The sequence below is a fragment of the Streptomyces sp. NBC_01808 genome, assembly GCF_035917395.1.
Lineage (GTDB): Bacteria > Actinomycetota > Actinomycetes > Streptomycetales > Streptomycetaceae > Streptomyces.
The window spans coordinates 1,755,298-1,780,117 of the sequence record NZ_CP109072.1 but is presented as its reverse complement, the minus strand read 5'-3'; the positions used below and the strand labels follow the sequence as shown (position 1 = coordinate 1,780,117).

Sequence of the window (24,820 nt, the reverse complement as noted above, 5' to 3'; positions counted from 1 at the left end):
GCGCCCGTGCCCACGCACCGCGACACCGGCGTCCCGCGGTGGCTCGTCGCGTACGCCCTCTCCGTGCTCGGCGACGGCGTGTTCTTCCTCGCCCTCGGCTGGGCCGCGCAGCGGGTAGTGGGCCCGGCGGAGACCGGGGTGGTGATGGCGGTCGGCTCGGTGCCGCGCGCGGTGCTGCTGCTCGGCGGGGGAGTGGTCGCCGATCGCTTCGGGCCGCGCAGGGTCGTCATCGGCGCCGACGCGGCGCGCTGCGTCCTCGTCCTGGGGGCCGCCGCGGCGCTGGGGATCGCCGCACCCGGGCTGTGGCTGCTGGTCGCGGTGGCGCTGGCGTTCGGCGTGGTCGACGCGCTGTTCCTGCCCGCGGTCGGCGCCCTCCCGGCGCGGATCGCGCCGCCGGAGGAGCTGGGCCGGATCGCCGGGCTGCGGGCGCTGGCTCTGCGCCTCGGCGGCGCCGCCGCCGCGCCGGTCGGCGGGTACGCCCTGGTACTGGGCGGGCCCGCGGCGGCGTTCGCGGCGGCGGGACTGCTGTTCGCCGCCTCGGTGCCGCTGCTGATGACGCTGCGCCTACGCCCCCTGCCCGACGCGCCCGACGCGCCCGAGATGCCCGCCGGGGAAGCCGCGCCGGCGCATCCGGCGGGCGCCGGGCGGGAGTTGCGCGAGGGGCTGCGGTACGTGCGCGGGCACCCGCTGATCGGGCCGCTCGTCCTCTCCGGCGCCCTCAGCGAGTTCGGCCTGAACGGGCCGCTCAACGTCGGCCTCGTCCTCCTCGCCGCGGAACGCGGCTGGGGCGCCGCCGGACTCGGCTGGCTCGTCGGCGCGTTCGGCCTCGGCGCCGGCGCCGGCGCGCTGCTCCTGGCCGTCACCGGCCGGCTGCCGCGCCCCGGTCTCGTCCACATCGCCACGCTCGTCGCCGCAGGCGCCGCCCTCGGCAGCGTCGCGCTCGCGCCCTCCCACGGGCTCGCGGTCGCCGCCTGCGGACTCGGCGGGCTCGCGGGCGGCGTCTGCGGCGGGCTGGCGTACGCGCTGATCCAGACCTCCGCCGCGCCCGCCTACCTCGGCCGCGTCACCGCCGCCACCAGCCTGACGGGACTGGGGCTCGCGCCGCTGTGCTACCCGCTCGTCGGCGCGGCCATCGGCGCCTGGGGCAGTGCGCCGGTCTTCCTCGCCTGCGGCGCGTTCAGTTGCCTGGGCGCCGTCGTCTGTCTCGCCGCGTCCGCCGTACGCCGGGCGGAACTGCCCCGCGCCCGCGGTCTACGCCGCACGACCGCCGCGGGCCCGCTGCCGGACCCGCTGCCGGACCCGCCGCCCGCCCCGGCCCCGTAGCTGATCCGGCTCACCGCGCGGGCGCGCGGCGCAACCCGCCGCCGTGCGGCGTCAGATGCCGAGCGGCGCCGACCGCGCCTGCGCCACGGCGTCCTCGTCGCCCTCCAGCTCCACCTTCGCCGCCTCCTGCCGCCCGATGACGAACAGCAGCAGCTCCGCCGGCTCCCCGGTCACCGTGACCACCGGCGCGCCCCGGTGGGCCACCGCCGTCTGGCCGTCGGGGCGGCGCAGCACCAGCCCCACGGGCGACTTGCGGCCCATCATCTTCGCGCCGCGCTCCAGCCGGTTCCACAGCGTGTCGGAGAAGACCGGGTCCAGCTCGCGCGGCGCGTAGTCGGGCTGCGCGCGGCGGACGTCCTCGGCGTGCACGTAGAACTCCACGACGTTCACGGCCTCGTCGACCTGCTTGAGCGCGAACGACGAGAACCGCGGCGGCCCGCTGCGGATGAGCTGCACCAGCTCCTCGTACGGCTTCTGCCGGAACTCCGCCTGCACGCGCTCCAGCCGGTTCTGCAGCGGCTTGAAGTGGAGGCCGCCCGCCGCGTCCTGCCGGCGCTCGCGCACCACCACGTGCGCGGCCAGGTCGTACGTTGTCCAGCCCTCGCACAGCGTCGGCGCCTCGGATCCGGCGCCCTCCAGCAGATCGGCGAGGAGGAGCCGCTCCCGCTTCGCATGGGTCGTCATGCCGTCACCCTACGACCGTCCGCGACGCCGGGGCACGCACTGCCGCGCCGGGAGTTGGCGCCCGCACGGTGCGGGCGGGGGTCAGGGCAGCGGCTGGGTCAGCTTCGGGCCGTCGGGCTCGGTGCTGAGGGTCAGCGCGCAGGAGATCTCGTCCTGGCTCTGGTACTCGTACGTCGTCATCGTCGGGTACATCGCGTAGTAGAAGTAGTGCCGCCCGTCCGCCGGCATCGTCTCCAGCTTCTCCTCCGCGGCCCGCTGGCACAGCCCCAGCGCCTGGTCGTCCAGCGCGTCGCCGTCCGGGAAGTCGCCGCTGAGCGTGCGGTTGCCGATGACCTCGCCGTCGTGCGGGCCGGTGCACGGGCGGGTCTCGACCGACTCGACGCCGGTGTCCAGCGACGGGTGGTCGAAGCACTCGCCGGTCCGCAGCACCACGTACGGGATGTGCGACTCGGTCGGCTCCAGGTCCCCCCGCGCGTCCGCGGTGCCCGCCGCCGAGCCCGCGCTCGCGCTCTTCGTCTCCGCGCCGCCCAGGCTGTCCTGACCCGCCGGCCGCTCCGCGCTGCCCTGCGGCCGCGGGCCGCCCGCCTGCGTCCCGCCGTCGTCCCCGCCGCGCAGCGCGAGGAAGGCGGCGACCGCCACGGCGACGAGCAGGGCCGCCGCCATCGCGGCGGTGACGGCGGTCTTCGGCCCGCGGGGTCTTGCGTGCGGATCCGGAGGTGGGTTGGTCATGGGCGAAGCATGCCCTATCGACACGTTCCGATGTACGGCAAGGGGCCGTCCCCGGCCGCGCGCGTCGCGCCCTCTGGGACCGCGGTGTGTCCGTCCCTGTTGGCACAATGGCCCCATGACCGGCAACCGGCCCGCGCGGCCCTCCGACCTCGATCCCGCCGTCGCGGCGCGCCTGAAGCGGAACGCCGACGGCATGCTGCCCGCCGTCGTGCAGCAGTACGACAGCGGCGAAGTGCTCATGCTGGCGTGGATGGACGACGAGGCGCTGCACCGTACGCTCACCACCGGCCGCGGCACGTACTACAGCCGCAGCCGAAAGGAGTACTGGGTCAAGGGTGAGACCTCCGGGCACGTGCAGCACGTGAAGTCGGTCGCGCTCGACTGCGACGCCGACACCGTGCTCGTCCGCGTCGACCAGGTCGGCCCCGCCTGCCACACCGGCAGCCGCACCTGCTTCGACGGCCGCGAGCTGACCGTGGGCGGCGCCGAGTGACCACTCCGGACCGGGAGACGTTCCGCACGCTGGCCAAGGACCGCCGCGTCATCCCCGTCGTGCGCCGGCTGCTCGCCGACGGCGACACCCCGGTGGGGCTGTACCGGAAGCTCGCCGGCGAGCGCCCCGGCACGTTCCTGCTGGAGTCCGCGGAGAACGGCCGCACGTGGTCGCGGTACTCGTTCGTCGGCGTGCGCAGCGCCGCCACCCTCACCGAGCGCGACGGCCGGGCCCACTGGCTCGGCACCCCGCCCGTCGGCCTGCCCACCGGGGGTGACCCGCTGGCCGCCCTGCGCGCCACCGTCGAGGCCCTGCACACCCCGCGCGACCTGCATGAGGGCACCGACGGCCGGGACGCGCTGCCGCCCTTCACCGGCGGCATGGTCGGCTACCTCGGGTACGACGTCGTGCGGCGGCTGGAGCGCATCGGCGACAGCACCGCGGACGACCTGCGGCTGCCGGAGATGACGATGCTGCTCACCTCCGACCTCGCCGTCCTCGACCACTGGGACGGCAGCGTCCTGCTGATCGCCAACGCGATCAACCACAACGACCTCGACACGGGCGTCGACGAGGCGTACGAGGACGCGGTCGCCCGGCTCGACGCGATGACCGCCGACCTCGCCCGCCCCACCGCCGTGAGCGCGGCGCCGCTGCCGCCGTCCGCGCTGCCGGAGTACGGGGAGCTGTGGGGCGGCGCGGAGTTCAGGGCGGCGGTCGCGGACATCAAGGAGCGGATCAGGGCGGGGGAGGCGTTCCAGGTCGTGCCCTCGCAGCGGTTCGAGACGCCGTGCGCCGCGAGCGCCCTCGACGTCTACCGCGTGCTGCGGGCCACCAACCCCAGCCCGTACATGTATCTGATCCGGCTGCCCGACACCGGCGCGGGCGCGGGCGCGTTCGACATCGTCGGCTCCAGCCCGGAGGCGCTGGTCAAGGTCGAGGACGGGCGCGCCCTGCTGCACCCCATCGCGGGCACGCGCCCGCGCGGAGCGACGCCGCAGCAGGACGCGGCGCTGGCCGAGGAGTTGCTCGCCGACGAGAAGGAGCGCGCCGAGCACCTGATGCTCGTCGACCTCGGGCGCAACGACCTCGGCCGGGTCTGCGAGCCCGGCAGCGTCGAGGTCGTGGACTTCATGTCCATCGAGCGCTACAGCCATGTGATGCACATCGTCTCCACGGTCACCGGCCGGCTCGCCCCGGGGCGTACGGCGTTCGACGTGCTCACCGCCTGCTTCCCCGCCGGGACGCTGTCGGGGGCGCCGAAGCCGCGGGCGCTGCAGATCATCGAGGAGCTGGAGCCCACACGGCGCGGGCTGTACGGCGGCTGCGTCGGGTACTTGGACTTCGCCGGGGACGCCGACACCGCCATCGCGATCCGCACCGCCCTGCTGCGCGACGGCACGGCGTACGTGCAGGCGGGCGCCGGGATCGTGGCGGACTCCGACCCGGCGGCGGAGGACGCGGAGTGCCGCAACAAGGCGGCGGCGGTGCTGCGGGCGGTCGCGGCGGCGGGGCACCTGTCGCGGGCCGGCCGGGAGGCGGCGGGGTAGCGGGGCGTACGGGGGCGGCCCGGCAGCGGCGGTGGAACGGGGCGTACGACGGCGCCGGGACCGTACGCGACGGCGTTCGGCCTTCCGTCCCGGTCCGGCGGCTCCGGCTCGTGTGCCCGGACGCCCGCGCCCCCCTGCCGGAACCGGTCCCGACGGGTGCGAGACACTTACCGGGTGACATATCAGTCCGCCTCCCGCGCCCCGCTCGCCGCCGCCCTGCTCTCCGGCGCGCTCGGGGCGGCCGTGGTCCTCGTCGCCGCCGGCCGCACCTGGGCCGAGGGCGAGGCCGCCACCCCCGTCGCGGACGCCGTGCTGCACGTCACCGCCGGCGGCCGGGACGTCACCGGGGTGCCGTCGGCGCTCGCGATCGTCGGGCTCGCCGCCCTCGTCGCCGTCTTCGCCGTCCGCCGCGCCGGCCGCACCGTCGTCGCCGCGCTGCTCACGCTCTGCGGCGTCGGCGTGATCGCCGCCTCCGCCCTCGGCGCCTCCGACACCGCCGCGCTCGACGACCAGGCCGCCGAGGCGGCCGGCCTCACCGACGCGACGGTCACCGCCGTCAGCCACACCGCCTGGGCCTGGGTGAGCCTGGCCGGCGGCGTGCTGCTGCTGTGCGCCGGGCTGCTCGCGCTGCGCTACGGCCCCGGCTGGCCGGCGATGTCCGGGCGCTACGAGCGCCCCGGCGCCGGCGCCGCCGCCCGCCCGCGGCGGGCCGCGCCCGTGGACCCGGAGCGGCCCGAGGAGCTGTGGAAGGCCCTCGACCGCGGCGAGGACCCCACCCGCGAGCGCTGAGCGGCCCCCGTCGTCGGCGGTCCGGACCGGTCGGGGACAATGGCCGCGTCTGGTGATATGAGCGGTTGTATGTTTCAAGGAGTGCAGTAAATGGCGGAGAACCACGACCACGGACACACGCCGGCCGCATGGACCGCGGTGGTCATCATCTTCATCGGGTTCTGCGTTTCGGGCGCTTTGATGGTGATGGACCAGCCCCTGCTGTTCTGGCTGAGCCTGGTCATCATCCCCCTCGGCGGCGTGGTCGGCGCCGTGATGCGCGGCATGGGCATGGGCAAGAAGCCGCTGCCGCCGGTGCGCACCGCCGGCGAGTAGCCCGTACGGTCCCCGCCCCGCCCCCGGCCGGGAGACCCGTGCCGGGGCGCGCGGCGCCGCAAGTGCGCCGCCTTTCCCTGCCGTACGCCGCACCGGATGCGCCCGCACTCCCCCACGGGGACAATCCGGGTGTGTCCGCCCGTACCGCCGCAACCGCCCCGCTACGGCGCCTCGCGCCCCCGCTCGCCGCACTGGCCTGCGCCGCCGCCGGCCTCGCCGCGGTCGGCGCCGCCGACCCGAACGAGCCCGGCCGCTACCCGCCCTGCCCCGTCCTCGCGTACACGGGCCTGGCCTGCCCCGGCTGCGGCGGCCTGCGCTGCGCGTACGCGCTCGCCCACGGCGACCCGGCCGCGGCGCTCGGCGCCAACGCCCTCGCGGCCGCCGGCGCCGCCGTCCTCGCCGTCGCCCTGCTGGGCTGGCTGCTCGCCGCCGTACACCCCCGCCCGCGCGCGCTCCTGCGGATCCGGATCCCGGCGCGACTGCCCGTGGGGTCGGTGCTGTTCGCGCTGGTCGCAGCGTTTACGCTGCTGCGGAACCTGCCGTTCGGGGCGGTGCTGGGTCCGTAGCCGCAGCGCGTCCGGCTGGTGGGACGGAGAAGGTCCGGATTCGGGGCTTCCGCCCGGTGCCGGATACCATCACAGGTACCCGAACAGCCGCCCGCCGGCGGCCGGCGCCAGGCGCCGGCCGGCACCGGCACCGGCGCCAGCAGAAAGGGGTCCGCTCGCGTGAGTGTGCTCGACGAGATCATTGACGGCGTGCGCGAGGACCTCGCCGAGCGGCAGGCCCGGGTCGGCCTCGACGAGCTCAAGGAGCGCGCCGCCAGAGCCCCTCAGGCGCGCGACGGCGTGGCCGCGCTGCGCGGCGACAGTGTCACCGTCGTCTGCGAGGTCAAGCGTTCCAGCCCGTCCAAGGGCGCGCTCGCGGCGATCGCCGACCCGGCCGCGCTCGCCGCGGACTACGAGGCGGGCGGCGCCGCCGTCATCAGCGTCCTGACCGAGCAGCGCCGCTTCGGCGGCTCGCTGGCGGACCTGGAGGCCGTGCGCGCCAAGGTGGACCTGCCGGTGCTGCGCAAGGACTTCGTGGTCACGTCGTACCAGCTCTGGGAGGCGCGGGCGTACGGCGCCGACCTGGTGCTGCTGATCGTCGCCGCGCTGGACCAGGAGGCGCTGGTCTCGCTGGTGGAGCGGGCCGAGTCCATCGGGCTCACGCCGCTGGTCGAGGTGCACGACGAGGAGGAGACCGAGCGGGCGGTGGCCGCCGGGGCGAAGATCATCGGCGTGAACGCGCGGAACCTCAAGACGCTCGAGGTGGACCGCGGCAACTTCGGCCGGGTGGCCCCCGAGATCCCCGACCACATCGTCAAGATCGCCGAGTCCGGCGTGCGCGGCCCGCACGACCTCATCGCATACGCGAACGACGGTGCCGACGCCGTGCTCGTCGGCGAGTCCCTGGTCACCGGCAAGGACCCGCGCGCCGCCGTCGCCGACCTCGTCGCCGCCGGCGCCCACCCCGCGCTGCGCCACGGGCGGGGCTGACGCCCCGGTGACCATGCACGCGGAGCGCCCACACCTGCCGCGGGGCGCGGCGGCCGGTCGCCGCGCCGCGCTCGCCTCCGTCCTCCAGGCGGGAGGCGTCCTCGCCCCCGGGTGCCGGCCGCGTGGCTGCCGGGCTCCCGCGCGGCGCGTGCGCGGGCGGCGGGTGAGGTACCACATCGGTGCCGAGCCCGGCCAGATCAACGGCATGCGATGGCACGCGGCGTGTCCCCACGCCGTCCGTCATCCGTTCCGACCGAGGATCAGTCATGCCCGCAGAATTCTTCATTCCTGACCCAGAGCGTCAGGTGCCGACCGCCGAAGGCTATTTCGGTGCGTACGGCGGCAAATTCATCCCCGAGGCGCTGCGCGCCGCCGTCGACGAGGTCGCCGTCGCGTACGAGAAGGCCAAGGGCGACGAGTCGTTCGTCGCCGAGCTGAACGACCTGCTGGCCAACTACACCGGCCGGCCGAGCCCGCTCACCGAGGTGCCGCGCTTCGCCGCGGAGGCGGGCGGCGCCCGGGTCTTCCTCAAGCGCGAGGACCTCAACCACACCGGCTCGCACAAGATCAACAACGTGCTGGGCCAGGCCCTGCTCACCCGCCGCATGGGCAAGACCCGCGTCATCGCCGAGACCGGCGCGGGCCAGCACGGCGTGGCCACCGCCACCGCCTGCGCCCTCCTCGGCCTGGAGTGCACCGTCTACATGGGCGAGATCGACACCGAGCGGCAGGCGCTCAACGTCGCCCGCATGCGGATCCTCGGCGCCGAGGTCGTCCCGGTGAAGTCCGGCAGCCGCACCCTCAAGGACGCCATCAACGAGGCGTTCCGCGACTGGGTCGCCAACGTCGAGCACACCCACTACCTCTTCGGCACGGTCGCGGGACCGCACCCCTTCCCCGCGCTGGTCCGGGACTTCCACCGGGTCATCGGCATCGAGGCCCGGCAGCAGTTGCTCGACCGTACGGGCCGGATGCCCGACGCGGCCGTCGCCTGCGTCGGCGGCGGCTCCAACGCCATCGGCCTCTTCCACGCCTTCCTGCCCCACCCGGCCGTGCGCCTCGTCGGCTGCGAGCCCGCCGGGCACGGCCTGACCAGCGGCGAGCACGCCGCGACCCTCAGCCTCGGCGACCCCGGGATCCTGCACGGCTCCCGGTCGTACGTGCTCCAGGACGAGGACGGCCAGATCACCGAGCCGTACTCGATCTCCGCCGGCCTCGACTACCCGGGCGTCGGCCCCGAGCACGCCTACCTCAAGGACGCCGGCCGCGCCGAGTACCGGGCCGTGACCGACGACGAGGCGATGCAGGCGCTGCGCCTGCTGTCGCGCAGCGAGGGCATCATCCCGGCCATCGAGAGCGCCCACGCGCTCGCCGGTGCGCTGGAGGTCGGCCGCGAGCTGGGCCCCGACGGCCTGATCGTCGTCAACCTCTCCGGGCGCGGCGACAAGGACATGGACACCGCCGCCCGCTACTTCGGGCTCTACGACGCCGAGGAGGCGGACCGGTGACGGGCAACATCGCGCGGCTCGACGCCGTGCTCGCCGCCGCGAAGGCGGAGGACCGGGCGGCCCTCATCGGCTATCTGCCCGCCGGCTTCCCCGACGTGGACACGGGCGTACGGGCCATGACCGCCATGCTCGAAGGCGGCTGCGACGCCGTCGAGGTCGGCCTGCCGCACAGCGACCCGGTGCTGGACGGACCGGTGATCCAGACCGCCGACGACATCGCGCTGCGCGGCGGGCTGCGCATCAAGGACGTCATCCGCACGGTCGCCGAGGTGCAGTCCGCGACGGACGCCCCGGTGCTCTGCATGACGTACTGGAACCCGGTCGACCGCTACGGCCCCGAGCGCTTCGCCGAGGACCTGGCCGCGGCGGGCGGCGCGGGCTGCATCCTGCCCGACCTGCCCGTCGAGGAGTCGGGGCCGTGGCGGCAGGCGGCCGACAAGCACGGCCTGGCCACGGTCTTCGTGGTCGCCCCCAGCAGCCGCGAGCAGCGACTGTCGGCCATCACGCGAGCCGGCAGCGGCTTCGTCTACGCCGCGTCGCTGATGGGCGTCACCGGCACCCGCGAGTCCGTGGGCCGCGAGGCCCAGGACCTGGTCCGGCGCACCCGCGCCACCGAGGCGGTACGGGACGGCGGCCTGTCGGTCTGCGTCGGCCTCGGCGTCTCGACGGCGGACCAGGCGGCCGAGGTCGCCGCGTTCGCCGACGGCGTGATCGTCGGCTCGGCGTTCGTCAAGCGGCTGCTGGCCGCAGGGGACGACCACGAGGCGGGCCTCGCGGCCGTGCGGGCGCTGGCGGGTGAGCTGGCCGAGGGGGTACGCCGCCGGGGCTGAAGGACCCGGTCGGATATCCACAGGGCCCTCCGCGGTGGGTACGGACGTGCGAAACTTGGAGGAGCAATCCGTGCCGCACAGGGGAGGGCCCGATGGCCGGCAATCAGCCCGGCGCCGACGACGAGCCGCGTCTGCCCGATGACATATGGGAGCGGTTCCAGAGGGATTCCCTGGGCCAGATAGAAGCCACCGCGCCGAAGGAGCGCTCCGCGCGGTGGTACGAGGTGACGGAGCGGCTCGCCGCCGAGGAAGCCCGGCGCGAGGCGGCACCCAAGCAGCGCCGGGTGCGCCGCCCCCGCCCGCGGATTGCCCACGCGCCGGTGCCGCGCGCCCTCACCGTCTGCCTCGTCCTCGTCTCGGTCGTGCTGGTGCTCTCCGCCGCCGCCGCTTACCTGCAGTACGGGCGCGTGTTCTGATCCGTCACCGGGGGGCGGGTCCCTCGTTATAGCCGGGCGTGAGCGAGAACAACCCTCAGGGGAAGCGCACCGCCCGGGACCGGTTGCAGGCCGAGCGCGAGCGGCAGAGGTCCAAGGACAAACGGCGGCGGATGCTGGTCGTCCTCGCCGCGGTGGTCGGGGTGCTCGCCGTGGTCGCGGTGGTCGGCGTCCTCATCGGCCAGAACAGCGGCAGTGACACCAACGACAAGCCCGTCGCGTTCCCGAAGGGCGCCGTCGGCAAGGACCGCCTCGCGCTTCCCGCGGGGAAGGCGGACGCCCCGGCCACCCTCACGGTGTACGAGGACTTCCGCTGTCCGGCCTGCGGCCAGTTCGAGGACCGCTTCAGCAAGACGATCAACGACCTGGAGGACGCCGGGAAGCTGCGCACCGAGTACCGGCTGGTCAAGCTCATCGACGGCAACTTCGGCGGCACCGGCTCGCTGAACGCCGCCAACGCCGCCGCCTGCGCCCAGAACGCCGGCAAGTTCGTCCCGTATCACGACGTGCTCTTCCGCAACCAGCCGCCGGAGAACGACGACGCTTTCGCCGACAAGGGGCACCTCAAGGACCTGGCGGGCAAGGTCGACGGACTGCGCGGCAAGCGCTTCGACTCCTGCGTCGACGACGGCAGGTTCGACGGCTGGGTCGGCGCCTCCGACGAGGCGTTCGGCAAGGCCGGCCACAACTCGACACCCACCGTCCTGCTGGAGGGCAAGAACATCCTCGGGCCGGGCTCGAACCTCACCCCGGAGAGCTTCAAGCAGCTCGTCGAGGACGCCGGCTAGGGGCTGAGCCACCGGTGCGCGGCGGCGATATCGCGGAGAGTTACGGAGCCGTTGTCCCCGCGGGCTCCCCGCGCCGCGCCCCGGCACGGTACCGTCGATGCTGCTATGGATCTCGCATACATCCCCAGCCCTTCCGACGGCGTCTGGCACCTCGGACCGCTCCCGCTGCGCGGTTACGCCCTCGCCATCCTGCTCGGCATCTTCGTGGCCATCTGGCTCGGCGGACGCCGCTGGATCGAGCGCGGCGGCCGGGCGGGGACCGTCGCTGACATCGCCATCTGGGCCGTGCCCTTCGGCCTCGTCGGCGGCCGGCTCTACCACGTCGTCACCACATACGAGCCGTATTTCGGCGAGGGGGGCGACTGGGTCAAGGCCTTCAAGATCTGGGAGGGCGGCCTCGGCATCTGGGGCGCCATCGCGATGGGCGCGCTCGGCGCCTGGATCGGCTGCCGCCGCCGCGGCATCCCGATCCCGGCCTACGCCGACGCCGTCGCGCCCGGTATCGCGCTCGCGCAGGCCCTGGGCCGCTGGGGCAACTGGTTCAACCAGGAGCTGTACGGCAAGCAGACCGACGTCCCCTGGGCCGTCGAGATCGACGCGGAGCACTCCGTCACCGGCACCGCCGAGACCTTCCACCCGACCTTCCTGTACGAGTCGCTGTGGTGCATCGGCGTCGCGCTGCTGGTGATCTGGGCCGACCGGCGCTTCCGCCTCGGCCACGGCCGGGCCTTCGCGCTCTACGTCGCGGCGTACACGGCGGGCCGCGGCTGGATCGAGTACCTGCGCGTGGACGAGGCGCACGACGTCCTCGGGCTGCGGCTCAACGTCTGGACGTCGATCCTGGTCTTCGTCGCCGCGGTGCTCTACATCGTGGTGTCGGCGAAGAAGCGGCCGGGTCGCGAGGAGGTCGTGGAGCCCGCCGCGCTCGACGAGGCCGGCGCCGCCGAGAAGGACACGCCCGGCGCCGCCGGGAAGGCCGAGGCCGGCGCGAAGGACGGCGAGCCCGGCAAGAGCGAAGGACCGGACGGGCCCGGTGACGCTTCCGGAGCCGCCGGCGAGCAGGAGCAGGAGCCCGCGACCGCCGGCGCGGCCGAGGCCAAGACCGCGGGGGACGCCCCCGCGGGGGAGCGCGGCCGGCACACGTAGCCGCCGGGCACACCGCACGCACGGCAGGGCCGTCACCGCACCCGCGGCGACGGCCCCGCCCGTGTCCGGCCCGGTTGCCCGGCCGGATAGTCCCCTAGAGTCTGTCCGGCGAGTCCGGCGACCGAACCCCGGTGACACGGCGGGTAAGGGCCCCCCGCGCGGGAGCCCCCGCCGCGTACCGGAAGCAGCCGTACGGGCCGCAGCACCTCCGACGCCTCAGCCGCTCGCGCCCCCACCGCCCCGCCGCCCCCGGACACACCGGCCCCGGGCACCCCGCAGGCAGCGGCCGTGCGGGCCGCGTCACCCCAGGTGAGTACGGCCTGCCTTGCTGGCGGGCCGCCGGGACCCCGCGTATCGTCGAACTGAAGATCGACGAGGGGAGCGCGATCCATGTCCGCGGGGCTGCAGGCGGGCCAGCCGGCCGAACGGCACGGCCATACCCACCGTGACGTCACCGGCGGCTGGCTGCGGCCCGCCGTCTTCGGCGCGATGGACGGGCTGGTGTCGAACCTCGCGCTGATCACCGGCGTGGCCGGCGGTTCGGTCTCGTCCACGACGATCGTGCTCACCGGCCTCGCCGGGCTGGCGGCCGGCGCGTTCTCGATGGCCGCGGGGGAGTACACCTCCGTCGCCTCCCAGCGCGAGCTGGTCCTCGCCGAGCTGGACGTGGAGCGGCGGGAGCTGAGCCGGCACCCGGAGGACGAGCTGCGCGAGCTGAGCGAGCTGTACGAGTCGCGCGGGGTGGACCCGGAACTGGCCGCCGAGGTGTCCAGGCAGCTCATGCGGGACCCGGAGCAGGCGCTGGAGATCCACGCCCGCGAGGAGCTGGGCGTCGACCCGGGCGACCTGCCGTCGCCGCTGGTGGCGGCGCTGTCGTCGTTCGGCTCCTTCGCCGTCGGCGCGCTGCTGCCGGTGCTGCCGTATCTGCTGGGCGCCACGGCCCTGTGGCCCGCGGTGCTGCTCGCGCTGGCCGGGCTCTTCGCCTGCGGCGCGGCGGTGGCGCGCATCACGGCCCGCACCTGGTGGTACAGCGGGCTGCGGCAACTGTTCCTCGGCGGTGCCGCGGCGGCCGTCACGTACGGCCTGGGCGCCCTCTTCGGGGCCACCGTCGGGGGCTGAGCGCCGGGCCGCGGGCCCGGCCGGATCCCGTATCCTCGAAAGCGACCTGCCCGCACTCCTGATCTATTACCCCCGCGTTTCGAACCGGACCTCCGCGGGCATGTGACGGGAACCGCGGGCAGTGCCGCCCGCGCTTCGTCCTGCACGAACCGTGCAGATCCCCCGCGCGGCGGGGTGCACTCCCCGACCAGGGGTGTCCGGATGCTGATACGCGGTATCCGCTTCCTGAGCTGCAGGTCATCATGTAACCTGCACGAAATTTCGGCCAGGGCCAACGTCGTCCCTCGGCACGCATCACTGCCACGACGACGACGGGAGAGCCGATGCGGCACGCATCCCAGGCGGCCCGCCCTGCAGCGCAGGGGCTGTACGACCCCCGGTACGAGCACGACGCCTGCGGGGTCGGCTTCGTCGCCACGCTGAGCGGGGAGGCCAGCCACGCACTCGTCCAGCAGGCGCTGACGGTGCTGCGCAACCTGGAACACCGCGGTGCCACCGGCTCCGACCCCGACACCGGCGACGGCGCCGGCATCCTGCTGCAGGTCCCGGACGCCTTCCTGCGTGCCGCCGTCAGCTTCCCGCTGCCCGCCGCCGGGTCGTACGCCGTCGGCATGGCCTTCCTGCCCGTGGCCGAGGACGAGGCCGCCGCGGTACGGGAGCGGGTCGAGGCCATCGCCGCCGAGGAGGGCCTGCGGGTCCTCGGCTGGCGCGAGGTGCCCGTCGCGCCCGAGTTGCTCGGTGCCGGCGCCCGCGCGACCATGCCCTCGTTCGCCCAGCTCTTCGTGGAGAGCGCGGACCAGGCGGCCCGCAAGAGCGGCATCGAGCTGGACCGGTCCGCGTTCGTGCTGCGCAAGCGCGCCGAGCGCGAGACCGACGTGTACTTCCCCTCGCTGTCCTCGCGCACCCTCGTCTACAAGGGCATGCTGACCACCGGGCAGCTCGAACCGTTCTTCCCGGACCTGTCGGACCGCCGGCTGACCACCGCCATCGGCGTCGTGCACTCCCGGTTCTCCACCAACACCTTCCCGAGCTGGCCGCTGGCGCACCCGTACCGCTACATCGCGCACAACGGCGAGATCAACACGGTCATGGGCAACCGCAACTGGATGCGCGCGCGCGAGTCCCAGCTCTACTCGGACCTGTTCGGTGAGCACGACCTGGAGCGGGTCTTCCCCATCTGCACCCCCGACGCCTCCGACACCGCCTCCTTCGACGAGGTGCTGGAACTGCTGCACCTGGGCGGCCGGTCGCTGCCGCACGCGATGCTGATGATGATCCCGGAGGCGTGGGAGAACCACGAGTCCATGGACCCGGCCCGGCGGGCGTTCTACCAGTACCACTCCACCGTCATGGAGCCCTGGGACGGCCCGGCCGGCGTCAGCTTCACCGACGGCACCCTCGTCGGCGCCGTCCTGGACCGCAACGGCCTGCGCCCCGGCCGCTACTGGGTCACCGACGACGGCCTGGTCGTGCTGGCCTCCGAGGTCGGCGTGCTCGACTTCGCCCCGGACCGCGTCGTGCGCAAGGGCCGGCTGCAGCCCGGCCGGATGTTCCTGGTCGACACCGCGCAGCACCGCATCGTCGAGGACGACGAGATCAAGGCGGAGCTGGCCGCCGAGCACCCGTACGGGGACTGGCTGGACGCCGGCATCGTCGCGCTGCCGGAGCTGCCCGAGCGGGAGCACATCGTGCACACCCACGCCTCGGTCACCCGCCGCCAGCAGACCTTCGGCTACACCGAGGAGGAGCTGCGCGTCCTGCTCGCGCCCATGGCGCGCACCGGCGCGGAGCCGATCGGCTCCATGGGCTCCGACACCCCGCTCGCAGGGCTCTCGGACCGGCCGCGGCTGATCTTCGACTACTTCACCCAGCTCTTCGCGCAGGTCACCAACCCGCCGCTGGACGCGATCCGCGAGGAGCTGGTCACCTCGCTGCACTCGGCGCTGGGCCCGCAGGGCAACCTGCTGGAGCCCACGCCCGCGTCCTGTCGTACGGTCACGCTGCCCTTCCCCGTCCTCGACAACGACGAGCTGGCCAAGCTCATCCACGTCAACGCGGACGGCGACATGCCCGGCTTCAAGTCCGTGACGCTCTCCGGGCTCTACCGCGTGCAGGGCGGCGGCCAGGCGCTCGCCGACCGGCTCGCGGAGGTCTGCGCCGAGGTCGACGCGGCGATCGACTCCGGCGCCCGGCTCCTGGTCCTCTCCGACCGGCACTCCGACGCCGAGCACGCCCCGATCCCGTCGCTGCTGCTCACCTCCGCCGTCCACCACCACCTGATCCGCACCAAGCAGCGCGCCCAGGTCGGCCTGCTGGTCGAGGCCGGCGACGTGCGCGAGGTGCACCACGTCGCGCTGCTCATCGGGTACGGGGCCGCCGCCGTCAACCCGTACCTGGCGATGGAGTCCGTCGAAGACCTCGTCCGCGCCGGCACGTTCATCGAGGGCGGCCCGGACGGCGACGCGCAGACGGCCATCCGCAACCTGATCAAGGCGCTGGGCAAGGGCGTGCTGAAGGTGATGTCCAAGATGGGCATCTCCACCGTCGCCTCGTACCGCGGTGCGCAGGTCTTCGAGGCCATCGGCCTGGACCAGGAGTTCGTGGACACGTACTTCCACGGCACCACGTCGAAGATCGGCGGCGCGGGACTCGACGTCATCGCCCGGGAGGTCGCCGCAAGGCACGCCAAGGCGTACCCCGCCTCCGGCATCGCCCCGGCCCACCGCAACCTGGAGATCGGCGGCGAGTACCAGTGGCGCCGTGAGGGCGAGCCGCACCTGTTCGACCCGGACACGGTCTTCCGGCTGCAGCACTCGACCCGCACCCGCCGCTACGACATCTTCAAGCAGTACACGCAGCGCGTGGACGAGCAGTCCGAGCGGCTGATGACGCTCCGCGGGCTCTTCCGGCTGGCGTCGGACCGCCCGGCGGTGCCGCTCGACGAGGTCGAGCCCGTCGCCGCGATCGTCAAGCGGTTCTCCACCGGCGCCATGTCGTACGGCTCCATCTCGCGGGAGGCGCACGAGACGCTGGCGATCGCGATGAACCAGCTCGGCGGCAAGTCCAACACCGGCGAGGGCGGCGAGGACGCCGACCGGCTGTACGACCCGAGCCGGCGCTCCGCGATCAAGCAGGTGGCCTCCGGCCGCTTCGGCGTCACCAGCGAGTACCTGGTCAACGCGGACGACATCCAGATCAAGATGGCGCAGGGCGCCAAGCCCGGCGAGGGCGGCCAGTTGCCCGGCCACAAGGTGTACCCGTGGGTGGCCAGGACCCGGCACTCCACGCCCGGCGTCGGCCTCATCTCGCCGCCGCCGCACCACGACATCTACTCGATCGAGGACCTGGCGCAGCTCATCCACGACCTGAAGAACGCCAACCCGCAGGCCCGCATCCACGTGAAGCTGGTCAGCGAGGTCGGCGTCGGCACGGTCGCGGCGGGGGTGTCCAAGGCGCACGCCGACGTGGTGCTGATCTCCGGCCACGACGGCGGCACCGGCGCCTCGCCGCTGACGTCGCTCAAGCACGCCGGCGGCCCGTGGGAGCTGGGCCTCGCCGAGACCCAGCAGACGCTGCTGCTCAACGGGCTGCGCGACCGGATCGTGGTGCAGACCGACGGCCAGCTCAAGACCGGCCGCGACGTGGTCGTCGCCGCGCTGCTCGGCGCCGAGGAGTTCGGCTTCGCGACCGCGCCGCTGGTGGTCTCCGGCTGCGTGATGATGCGCGTGTGCCACCTGGACACCTGCCCGGTCGGCATCGCCACCCAGAACCCGGTGCTGCGCGAGCGCTACACCGGCCAGGCGGAACACGTCGTCAACTTCTTCGAGTTCATAGCCGAGGAGGTCCGCGAGCTCCTGGCCGAGCTGGGCTTCCGCAGCCTGGACGAGGCCGTCGGCCACGCCGAGATGCTCGACATCACCCGCGCCGTCGACCACTGGAAGGCGCAGGGCCTGGACCTGGCGCCGCTTCTGTACGTCCCGGAGCTGCCGGACGGCGCCGCGCGCTACCAGGTCACCGGCCAGGACCACGGCCTGGAGAAGGCGCTCGACAACGAGCTGATCAAGCTCGCCGCCGACGCGCTGGCCGCGCCGTCCGCCGCCGAGGCCCAGCCCGTACGGGCCCGGGTGGCGATCCGCAACATCAACCGCACGGTCGGCACCATGCTCGGCCACGAGGTGACGAAGAAGTTCGGCGGCGAAGGTCTGCCCGACGGCGCGATCGACATCACCTTCACCGGCTCGGCGGGACAGTCGTTCGGCGCCTTCGTGCCGCGCGGCGTCACGCTGCGGCTGGAGGGCGACGCCAACGACTACGTCGGCAAGGGCCTGTCCGGCGGCCGGCTCGTGGTCCGCCCGGACCGCGCCGCGGAGCACCTCGCCGAGTACAGCGTCATCGCGGGCAACACCCTCGCGTACGGCGCCACCGGCGGCGAGATGTTCCTGCGCGGCAAGGTCGGCGAGCGGTTCTGCGTCCGCAACTCCGGCGCGCTCGTCGTCGCCGAGGGCGTCGGCGACCACGGCTGCGAGTACATGACCGGCGGCCAGGCCGTCGTGCTGGGCGAGACCGGGCGCAACTTCGCGGCCGGCATGTCCGGCGGCGTCGCGTACGTCATCGACCTCGACCCGGACAACGTCAACGAGGGCAACCTCGCGGCCGTCGAGAAGCTGGACGACGCCGACCGGGAGTGGCTGCACGACGTGGTGCGCCGCCATCACGAGGAGACCGGCTCGACCGTCGCCGGGAAGCTGCTCGCCGAGTGGGACGCCCCCGACGCGGGCGTCGCCCGGTTCAGCAAGGTCTACCCGTCCACGTACAAGGCAGTGCTCACCGCCAAGGACGCCGCTGAGCGGGCCGGCCTCACCGAGGCCCAGACGCACGAGAAGATGATGGAGGCTGCGCTCCATGGCTGACCCCAAGGGCTTCCTGACCACCGGCCGCGAGGTCGCCGAGACCCGGCCCGTCGCCGAGCGGGTCAAGGACTGGAACGAGGTCTACGTCCCGGGCTCGCTGCTGCCCGTCATCAGCAAGCAGGCGGGCCGCTGCATGGACTGCGGCATCCCCTTCTGCCACAACGGCTGTCCGCTGGGCAACCTCATCCCCGAGTGGAACGACTACGCCTACCGCGAGGACTGGACCGCCGCCAGCGAGCGGCTGCACGCGACCAACAACTTCCCGGAGTTCACCGGGCGGCTGTGCCCGGCGCCGTGCGAGACGGCCTGCGTGCTGGGCATCAACCAGCCGGCGGTGACCATCAAGAACGTCGAGGTCACCATCATCGACCAGGCGTGGGAGGCCGGCGCCGTCACGCCGCAGCCGCCGGAGCGGCTGTCGGGCAAGACGGTCGCCGTCATCGGCTCGGGCCCCGCAGGGCTGGCCGCGGCGCAGCAGTTGACCCGGGCCGGGCACACGGTCGCGGTGTACGAGCGCGCCGACCGGATCGGCGGGCTGCTGCGGTACGGCATCCCCGAGTTCAAGATGGAGAAGCGGCACATCAACCGGCGTGTCGAGCAGATGCGGGCGGAGGGCACCAAGTTCCGTACGGGCGTGGAGATCGGCCGCGACATCGACGCCGCCAAGCTGCGCAAGCGCTACGACGCCGTGGTCGTCGCCGCCGGTGCCACCACCGCCCGCGACCTGCCGGTGCCGGGCCGCGAACTGACCGGCATCTATCAGGCGATGGACTACCTGCCGCTCGCCAACAAGGTCCAGGAAGGCGACTACGTCACCCCGCCGATCTCCGCCGAGGGCAAGCACGTCGTGGTCATCGGCGGCGGCGACACCGGCGCCGACTGCGTCGGCACCGCGCACCGGCAGGGCGCGGCGTCCGTGACCCAACTGGAGATCATGCCGCGGCCGTCGGAGGAGCGCCCCGAGGGCCAGCCGTGGCCGGTCTACCCGATGACGTACAAGGTCACGTCCGCCCACGAGGAGGGCGGGGAGCGCGTCTACTCCGTCTCGACCACCCACTTCGAGGGCGACGAGGACGGCAACGTGGCCTTCCTGCACCTGGTCGAGGTGCGGTTCGAGGACGGCGGGTTCAAGCCGGTGCCGGGCACCGAGCAGAAGATCCCGGCCGAGCTGGTCACCCTCGCGATGGGCTTCACCGGCGTGGACCGGGAGAACGGTCTGGTCGAGCAGTTGGGCCTGGAGCTGGACGCGCGCGGCAACGTCGCCCGCGACGCGGACTACGCGACCAGCGTCCCCGGCGTCTTCGTGGCCGGCGACGCCGGGCGCGGTCAGTCGCTGATCGTCTGGGCGATCGCCGAGGGGCGTTCCGCGGCGCGCGGCGTGGACCGTATGCTGACGGGCGCCAGCGACCTGCCGGCGCCGATCCGGCCGACGGACCGGGCGCTGGTGGTCTGACGTCCGGCCGCACCACAGAGATGTCCTTGGGATGTCCCGTACAACGAGGTACGGAACAGCAAGACCCGCGGCGCCTGCCTCTCCCCGACCGTTGAGGCGGGCGCCTCGGCGCGTCCGGGGGCGCGGTGGGGCCGCGGGGGCGGGCGGGGCGGGCGGGATGGCTGCGGTCTGGTGCGGCCGGGGCGTAGCGGATACCTTCCGGGAAGGTGCGCCGTCATGCAACTCCCGTTCGTATCCCAGGAGTCCACATGCTCAGACGTCGCTCGACGGCACCGCTGTTCCTCGCTTTAGTGCTCGCCCTGTTCGCCCCGCTCACGGCCGCCGCCGCTCCCGAACCGACCGTCACCGGATCGGGCCCGGCCGCCGACGTCCCGCTGGAGGAGCTGGCGGTGACCACCACCCAGGTCGCCTCCGGACTGCGCCGCCCCATCGACATCGCCGCGCCCGACGACGGCAGCGGCCGGCTGTTCATCGCCGAGAAGCGCGGCACCGTCCGCGCCTACCACCCCGACACCGGCCTCGCCCCGGAGCCCGTCGCCGACCTCACCGACGTCGTCGACGAGTCCGGCAACGAGCGCGGGCTGCTCGCCATCGTCCCCGACCCGGCGTTCCCCGAGGTGCAGGACCTGTACGTGGTCTACAGCGCGCTGCCCGACGGGGCGATCACCCTCGCCCGCTACGGCCTCGACGACGGCGGCCTGGAGGTGCTGCTCGCCCAGGAACACGCCGAGTACAGCAACCACAACGGCGGCACGCTCGCCTTCGGCCCCGACGGCTACCTCTACTGGACCATCGGCGACGGCGGCGGCGCCGGCGACCCGTTCGACAGCGGCCAGCGCCTCGACACCCTGCTGGGCAAGCTGCTGCGCATCGACGTCAGCCGGACCTGCGGCGACCTGCCGTACTGCGTGCCGCAGGACAACCCCTTCGTCGGCACCGCGGACGCCCGCCCGGAGATCTGGGCGTACGGGCTGCGCAACCCCTGGCGCTTCTCCTTCGACCCCGCGGACGGCTCGCTGTGGCTCGGCGACGTCGGCCAGGGCCGCTGGGAGGAGATCGACCACGTCGCCCGTCCGGAGCAGCCGGGCGCGAACTTCGGCTGGTCCTGCCGCGAGGGCTTCGAGGTCTTCGACGAGGCCCAGTGCGCCGGGGATGCCGACTACACCGACCCCGTGTTCACCTACTCCCCGCAGACCGGCGGCTGCGCCGTGGTCGGCGGCCGGGTCTACCGCGGCGAGCGGTACGCCGACCTGCTGGGCGGCACGTACATCGGCACCGACTACTGCTCGTCGGCGGTCTGGGCGCTGCGCGCGGACGGCAGGGGCGGCTACCGGCAGGCGGAGATCGGCCGGTTCCCGACCCAGATCACCGATGTGGGCGAGACGGTCGACGGCGAGTTCTACGTCGTCAACGACCTGCCGGGCGGGCTGCACAAGGTGGCCTTCGAGCGGCAGCGGCCGACCTGTGCGCTGGACATCGCCTCGACCACCTGGGGCGGCGGCCTGACCGCCGATCTGACGCTCACCAACACGGGCAGCACGCCGATCGACGGCTGGACGCTGAAGTTCCCGCTGGCGATGGGCCAGACCGTGATCTCGGACTGGAACACCGACCTCTTCCAGGGCAGCGACATGATCACCGCGGCCAACGCCCCGCACAACGCGGTGATCGAGCCGGGGGAGAGCGTCTCGTTGGGCTATCTGGCGAGCCATACGGGTGATGTTTCGCCGCCGAAGCGCGCCACGCTCAACGGAGACGCCTGCACGCTGACCGCTTCCGGTAGGGCCACCGGCTGACGCTTCGCCATGGCAAGCGCTTCCATGCCCGCCTCCGGTCGCGCGCCGGAGGCGGGCGGGAAGAAAATGGCGATGATAGTTTCGGATGCACAGCGCGCAACGCCAATGGTCGGACAATTGTCGGATGGACGCTTCGGCGGCACCTCAGACAACGGTTCGGCATCACCTCGAAACCACCCTTGACCCTGGTTAAACCACTCCATACCGTCCTGCTGGTCTAGACAAGTTCAGGTTCGGCTCACTGGAGAGCGGGAGCGGTTCATGCGGAAGTTCGTCATCGGCGCCGTGAGCGCCGCAATGGTGCTGGGGCTCGCTGCCTGTGGCAGCGACTCCGACGATGGGGACGGCGGCGGCGACGCACTGGACGGCAAGGGCAAGACCCTCGACGTCTGGATCATGAAGGGGACCAACCCCGATGCCGAGCCCTTCTTCGACAAACTGAACAAGGAGTTCGAGAAGAAGACCGGGGCGAAGGTCAACGTCGAGTACCAGCAGTGGGAGAGCGCCCAGCGCAAGTTCACCACTGCGATCGAGGGCGGCCCGGACCAGGTGCCGGACGTCGCCGAGGTCGGCACCACCTGGGTGCCCCAGTTCGCCGAGACCGGCGGCCTGGTGGACGTCACCGACCAGGTGAAGGACGCCGGTCTCGACCAGGACCTGGTCGAAGGGCTGAAGGACGCGGGCACGCTGGAGGGCAAGCAGTACGGCATGCCCTGGTACGCGGGCGTACGCGGACTCGTCTACCGCAAGGACATCTTCGACAAGCACGGCCTGAAGGCTCCGACGACCTGGGAGGAGCTGCGGGACGTCGCGCTCACCCTGAAGAAGGAGGAGCCGGACATGATCTCGTTCCCCGTCGCCGGCGGGGCCGAGATGTTCGCGATGCCCTTCGTCTGGGGCGCGGGCGGCGAGCCCGCCGTGCAGGACGGCGACACCTGGAAGTCGGCCATCAACTCGCCGGAGTCCGTGGAGGGCCTGCAGTTCTACACCGACCTCGCCACGAAGGACAAGCTGTCCCCGGCGAAGGTCACCACCTGGCGCGAGGACGAGGTGGCCCAGGAGTTCACCAAGGGGAACGTCGCCATGACGATCTCCGGCAACTGGACCCCCAAGACCTTCCTCGACGAGGCCCCCGAGCTGGAGGGCAAGATCGCCGCCGCGCCGATCCCCGGCAAGGACGGCGGCATGAGCCCGTCGTTCCTCGGCGGCTCCTACCTGTCGACGTTCGACAGCGACAAGAAGGAACTGGCCTGGGAGTACGTCAAGATGGCCACCACCGGCAAGTTCGCCGCCGAGTGGGCCAAGCAGACGAACTACTTCCCCGGCACCAACACCGAGCTGAAGAAGATCGCCGACGAGGGCGACCCGCTGGTCGAGCCGTTCGCCAAGCAGATGCTGGAGGCCGGCGCGACCGTTCCCAAGACCACCGCCTACGGCGAGATCCAGGCCAGCCAGGTGGTACTGAAGTTGGTCCAGTCCGTGCTCAAGGGCGACCAGAGCGTCCAGGAGGCAGCGGACAAGGCCGCCGGCGAGATGGACGACATCTTCGCCAAGTCCGAGTAGACCCCGGTTTCGGACAAGGACACGGAAAGACACAGTGAAGGATTCGATCGCCGCCGAGGTCGCGCTGGCTCCTCCCACGGAGCCGTCGCGGCCCGGCCGCGCCTCCGCTGACGCCGCCCGCCGCCGCAAGCGGCTGGTGACGGTGACCCGGCCGTGGCTGCTGCTGGCGCCCTCCCTCGTGGTGCTGGCCGGGCTGCTGCTGTGGCCGCTGATCGAGGTCGGCAAGCTGTCGCTGCAGGACTACGAGGTGAAGTTCGGCGGCGGCGTCGGCACCTGGACCGGTTTCGACAACTACACCGCCCTGCTCTCCAACGAGCTGCTGTGGAAGACAGTCCTGCCGAACACGGCGTTCTTCGCGTTCGGCTGCGTGATCCTCACGGTGGCGTTCGGCACCTTCGTCGCGCTGCTGCTCAACCGGCTGGGCACCGTGTGGCGGGTGGTCTGCTCCACCGCGATCATGGCCGCCTGGGCGATGCCGGCGGTCACCGGCACATACGTCTGGGTGTGGCTCTTCGCCGCGGAGGACGGGCTGATGAGCCGGCTGGCCGGCGGCCTCGGCCTCATCGACCCCGAGACCACCAACTGGTTCACCGAGCGGCTCGGCTTCTACGCCATCGCCACCCTGAACGTCGTCCACCACGGCTTTCCCTTCGTCGCCATCACCGTGCTCGCGGGCCTGATGACGGTGCCGAAGGAGCTGTACGAGGCCGGGATGATCGACGGCGCGAGCGCCTGGCAGCGGTTCTGGCGCATCACCGTGCCGGCCCTGCGGCCGATCTTCCTGGTCGTGACCATCCTCTCGACCATCTGGGACTTCAAGGTCTTCACCCAGATCTTCCTCATGCCCGGCGGCAGCGGAAGCAACGAGGACGTCATGAACCTCGGCGTGTACTCGTACATCGAGGCCTTCGCCAAGAACGACTACGGGGCCGGCGCCGCCGCCGCGGTGATGCTCACCCTGCTGCTCATCGCCATCACCCTCGTCTACATCCGCACGCTCTTCCGGCAGGGGGAGGAGGACCTGTGAAACGCACCTCGATCGGCTCGCGCATCGGCCTGCCGGCCGCCGTCGCGGGGCTGCTGATCTTCACCCTCTTCCCCGTCTACTGGATGATGAGCACGGCGCTGGACCCGCGGGCCTCCTCGCGGGGCTCGGACCTGCTGCCCAGCGGCGTCACGTTCGAGCACTTCAGCCGGGTGTGGAACGAGGGCGACTTCGACCGCTACCTGCTGAACTCGGCGATCGTCGGCCTCGGCACCATCCTGGCCGCCGCCGCGCTGTCGCTCTTCGCGGCCGTGGCCGTGGCGCGCTTCCGGTTCACGTTCCGCACCTCCGTGCTGATCATGATCCTGATCGTGCAGATGGTGCCGCTGGAGGCGCTGGTCATCCCGCTCTTCCTGCAGATGCGCGACTACGAGATGCTCAACAGCCTGCTCGGGCTGACGATCGTCTACATCGCGCTGTCGCTGCCGTTCGCGATCTGGACGCTGCGCGGGTTCGTCGCCACCGTGCCGAAGGAGGTCGAGGAGGCGGCGTACATCGACGGCTGCTCCTGGCCGCGGATGTTCTGGTCCGTGCTGCTGCCGCTGGTGGCGCCCGGTCTGGTGGCCACCAGCGTGTTCGCGTTCATCACCGCCTGGAACGAGTTCGTCTTCGCGTACACGTTCATGAAGGACAGCGAGAAGTACACCGCGGCCGTCGGGATCTACCAGTTCTTCGGCGAGAACGACACCGCGTGGGGGCCGGTCATGGCCAGCTCCACGCTGATCACGCTGCCGGTGCTGATCTTCTTCGTGATCGTGCAGCGGCGGCTGGCCTCCGGTCTCGCGGCCGGGGCGATCAAGGGCTGAGGAC

General features: G+C 72.9%; 22 protein-coding genes. 20 read left to right on the top strand and 2 right to left on the bottom strand.

The features are described from left to right. The first annotated feature begins 6 nt into the window (after positions 1–6). Entirely contained in the window at positions 7–1,323 is a 1,317-nt protein-coding gene (locus OG946_RS07485) for an MFS transporter (protein ID WP_326795348.1), read from the top strand. Between the two features lie 51 nt (positions 1,324–1,374). Here OG946_RS07485 and OG946_RS07480 read toward each other — a convergent pair whose 3' ends face one another. Both OG946_RS07480 and OG946_RS07475 read right to left on the bottom strand, forming a co-directional pair. Then, on the bottom strand, positions 1,375–2,007 hold the full coding sequence (locus OG946_RS07480; RefSeq protein ID WP_326795347.1) for a TIGR03085 family metal-binding protein: 633 nt from the start codon (positions 2,005–2,007) through the stop codon (positions 1,375–1,377). A gap of 81 nt (positions 2,008–2,088) precedes the next feature. Next, a complete protein-coding gene (locus tag OG946_RS07475; protein ID WP_326795346.1) occupies positions 2,089–2,736 on the bottom strand; it encodes a hypothetical protein in 648 nt (215 codons plus the stop codon). 115 nt (positions 2,737–2,851) lie between these two features. Between OG946_RS07475 and hisI the strand changes: the two genes are divergently transcribed. The 19 genes from hisI (at position 2,852) to OG946_RS07380 (ending at position 24,816) form a co-directional block, all read left to right on the top strand. Continuing rightward, positions 2,852–3,229: a phosphoribosyl-AMP cyclohydrolase gene (gene hisI, locus OG946_RS07470; RefSeq protein WP_047015218.1), complete on the top strand. Its 378-nt coding sequence runs from the start codon at positions 2,852–2,854 to the stop codon at positions 3,227–3,229. After that, positions 3,226–4,779 carry an anthranilate synthase component I gene (locus tag OG946_RS07465; protein WP_326795345.1) on the top strand — a complete coding sequence of 518 codons (1,554 nt, stop codon included), beginning with the start codon at positions 3,226–3,228 and terminating at the stop codon, positions 4,777–4,779. Before hisI ends, OG946_RS07465 begins: the two co-directional genes overlap by 4 nt. Before the next feature lie 174 nt (positions 4,780–4,953). Continuing rightward, entirely contained in the window at positions 4,954–5,568 is a 615-nt protein-coding gene (locus OG946_RS07460) for a TIGR02234 family membrane protein (RefSeq protein ID WP_326795344.1), read from the top strand. Positions 5,569–5,658: 90 nt separating this feature from the next. Continuing rightward, complete coding sequence (locus tag OG946_RS07455) at positions 5,659–5,883, top strand: HGxxPAAW family protein (RefSeq protein WP_326795343.1); 225 nt, start codon at positions 5,659–5,661, stop codon at positions 5,881–5,883. A gap of 131 nt (positions 5,884–6,014) precedes the next feature. After that, positions 6,015–6,449 (top strand): DUF2752 domain-containing protein, encoded by a 435-nt coding sequence (locus OG946_RS07450; RefSeq protein ID WP_326795342.1) that lies wholly within the window; start codon positions 6,015–6,017, stop codon positions 6,447–6,449. Positions 6,450–6,608: 159 nt separating this feature from the next. Beyond that, positions 6,609–7,418, top strand: a complete 810-nt coding sequence (trpC, locus tag OG946_RS07445; RefSeq protein ID WP_101425081.1) for an indole-3-glycerol phosphate synthase TrpC — start codon at positions 6,609–6,611, stop codon at positions 7,416–7,418. A 13-nt stretch (positions 7,419–7,431) separates the two neighbouring features. Then, on the top strand, positions 7,432–7,710 hold the full coding sequence (gene trpM, locus OG946_RS07440; RefSeq protein WP_442814590.1) for a tryptophan biosynthesis modulator TrpM: 279 nt from the start codon (positions 7,432–7,434) through the stop codon (positions 7,708–7,710). Beyond that, complete coding sequence (gene trpB, locus OG946_RS07435) at positions 7,685–8,926, top strand: tryptophan synthase subunit beta (protein WP_326795341.1); 1,242 nt, start codon at positions 7,685–7,687, stop codon at positions 8,924–8,926. The genes trpM and trpB overlap by 26 nt, the downstream gene beginning before the upstream one ends. Then, positions 8,923–9,756 (top strand): tryptophan synthase subunit alpha, encoded by an 834-nt coding sequence (gene trpA, locus OG946_RS07430; protein ID WP_326795340.1) that lies wholly within the window; start codon positions 8,923–8,925, stop codon positions 9,754–9,756. Before trpB ends, trpA begins: the two co-directional genes overlap by 4 nt. A gap of 92 nt (positions 9,757–9,848) precedes the next feature. Continuing rightward, on the top strand, positions 9,849–10,172 hold the full coding sequence (locus OG946_RS07425) for a hypothetical protein (protein ID WP_326795339.1): 324 nt from the start codon (positions 9,849–9,851) through the stop codon (positions 10,170–10,172). 38 nt (positions 10,173–10,210) lie between these two features. Next, the gene (locus tag OG946_RS07420) at positions 10,211–10,978 is read left to right on the top strand and encodes a DsbA family protein (protein WP_326795338.1); all 768 of its coding nucleotides are present in this window, start codon (positions 10,211–10,213) and stop codon (positions 10,976–10,978) included. A 105-nt stretch (positions 10,979–11,083) separates the two neighbouring features. Continuing rightward, positions 11,084–12,124 carry a prolipoprotein diacylglyceryl transferase gene (gene lgt, locus OG946_RS07415; RefSeq protein ID WP_326795337.1) on the top strand — a complete coding sequence of 347 codons (1,041 nt, stop codon included), beginning with the start codon at positions 11,084–11,086 and terminating at the stop codon, positions 12,122–12,124. A 390-nt stretch (positions 12,125–12,514) separates the two neighbouring features. Beyond that, positions 12,515–13,243: a VIT1/CCC1 transporter family protein gene (locus OG946_RS07410; protein WP_326795336.1), complete on the top strand. Its 729-nt coding sequence runs from the start codon at positions 12,515–12,517 to the stop codon at positions 13,241–13,243. Positions 13,244–13,566: 323 nt separating this feature from the next. Beyond that, positions 13,567–18,153, top strand: coding sequence for a glutamate synthase large subunit (gltB, locus tag OG946_RS07405; protein ID WP_326795335.1), 4,587 nt, complete (start codon positions 13,567–13,569; stop codon positions 18,151–18,153). Then, complete coding sequence (locus OG946_RS07400) at positions 18,146–19,606, top strand: glutamate synthase subunit beta (protein WP_326795334.1); 1,461 nt, start codon at positions 18,146–18,148, stop codon at positions 19,604–19,606. Before gltB ends, OG946_RS07400 begins: the two co-directional genes overlap by 8 nt. Before the next feature lie 248 nt (positions 19,607–19,854). Further along, entirely contained in the window at positions 19,855–21,402 is a 1,548-nt protein-coding gene (locus tag OG946_RS07395; RefSeq protein ID WP_326795333.1) for a PQQ-dependent sugar dehydrogenase, read from the top strand. A 261-nt stretch (positions 21,403–21,663) separates the two neighbouring features. Continuing rightward, positions 21,664–22,965: a sugar ABC transporter substrate-binding protein gene (locus OG946_RS07390; RefSeq protein WP_326795332.1), complete on the top strand. Its 1,302-nt coding sequence runs from the start codon at positions 21,664–21,666 to the stop codon at positions 22,963–22,965. Between the two features lie 34 nt (positions 22,966–22,999). Beyond that, entirely contained in the window at positions 23,000–23,992 is a 993-nt protein-coding gene (locus OG946_RS07385; RefSeq protein WP_326795331.1) for a carbohydrate ABC transporter permease, read from the top strand. Continuing rightward, the gene (locus OG946_RS07380; protein ID WP_326795330.1) at positions 23,989–24,816 is read left to right on the top strand and encodes a carbohydrate ABC transporter permease; all 828 of its coding nucleotides are present in this window, start codon (positions 23,989–23,991) and stop codon (positions 24,814–24,816) included. The genes OG946_RS07385 and OG946_RS07380 overlap by 4 nt, the downstream gene beginning before the upstream one ends. Positions 24,817–24,820 lie beyond the last annotated feature (4 nt).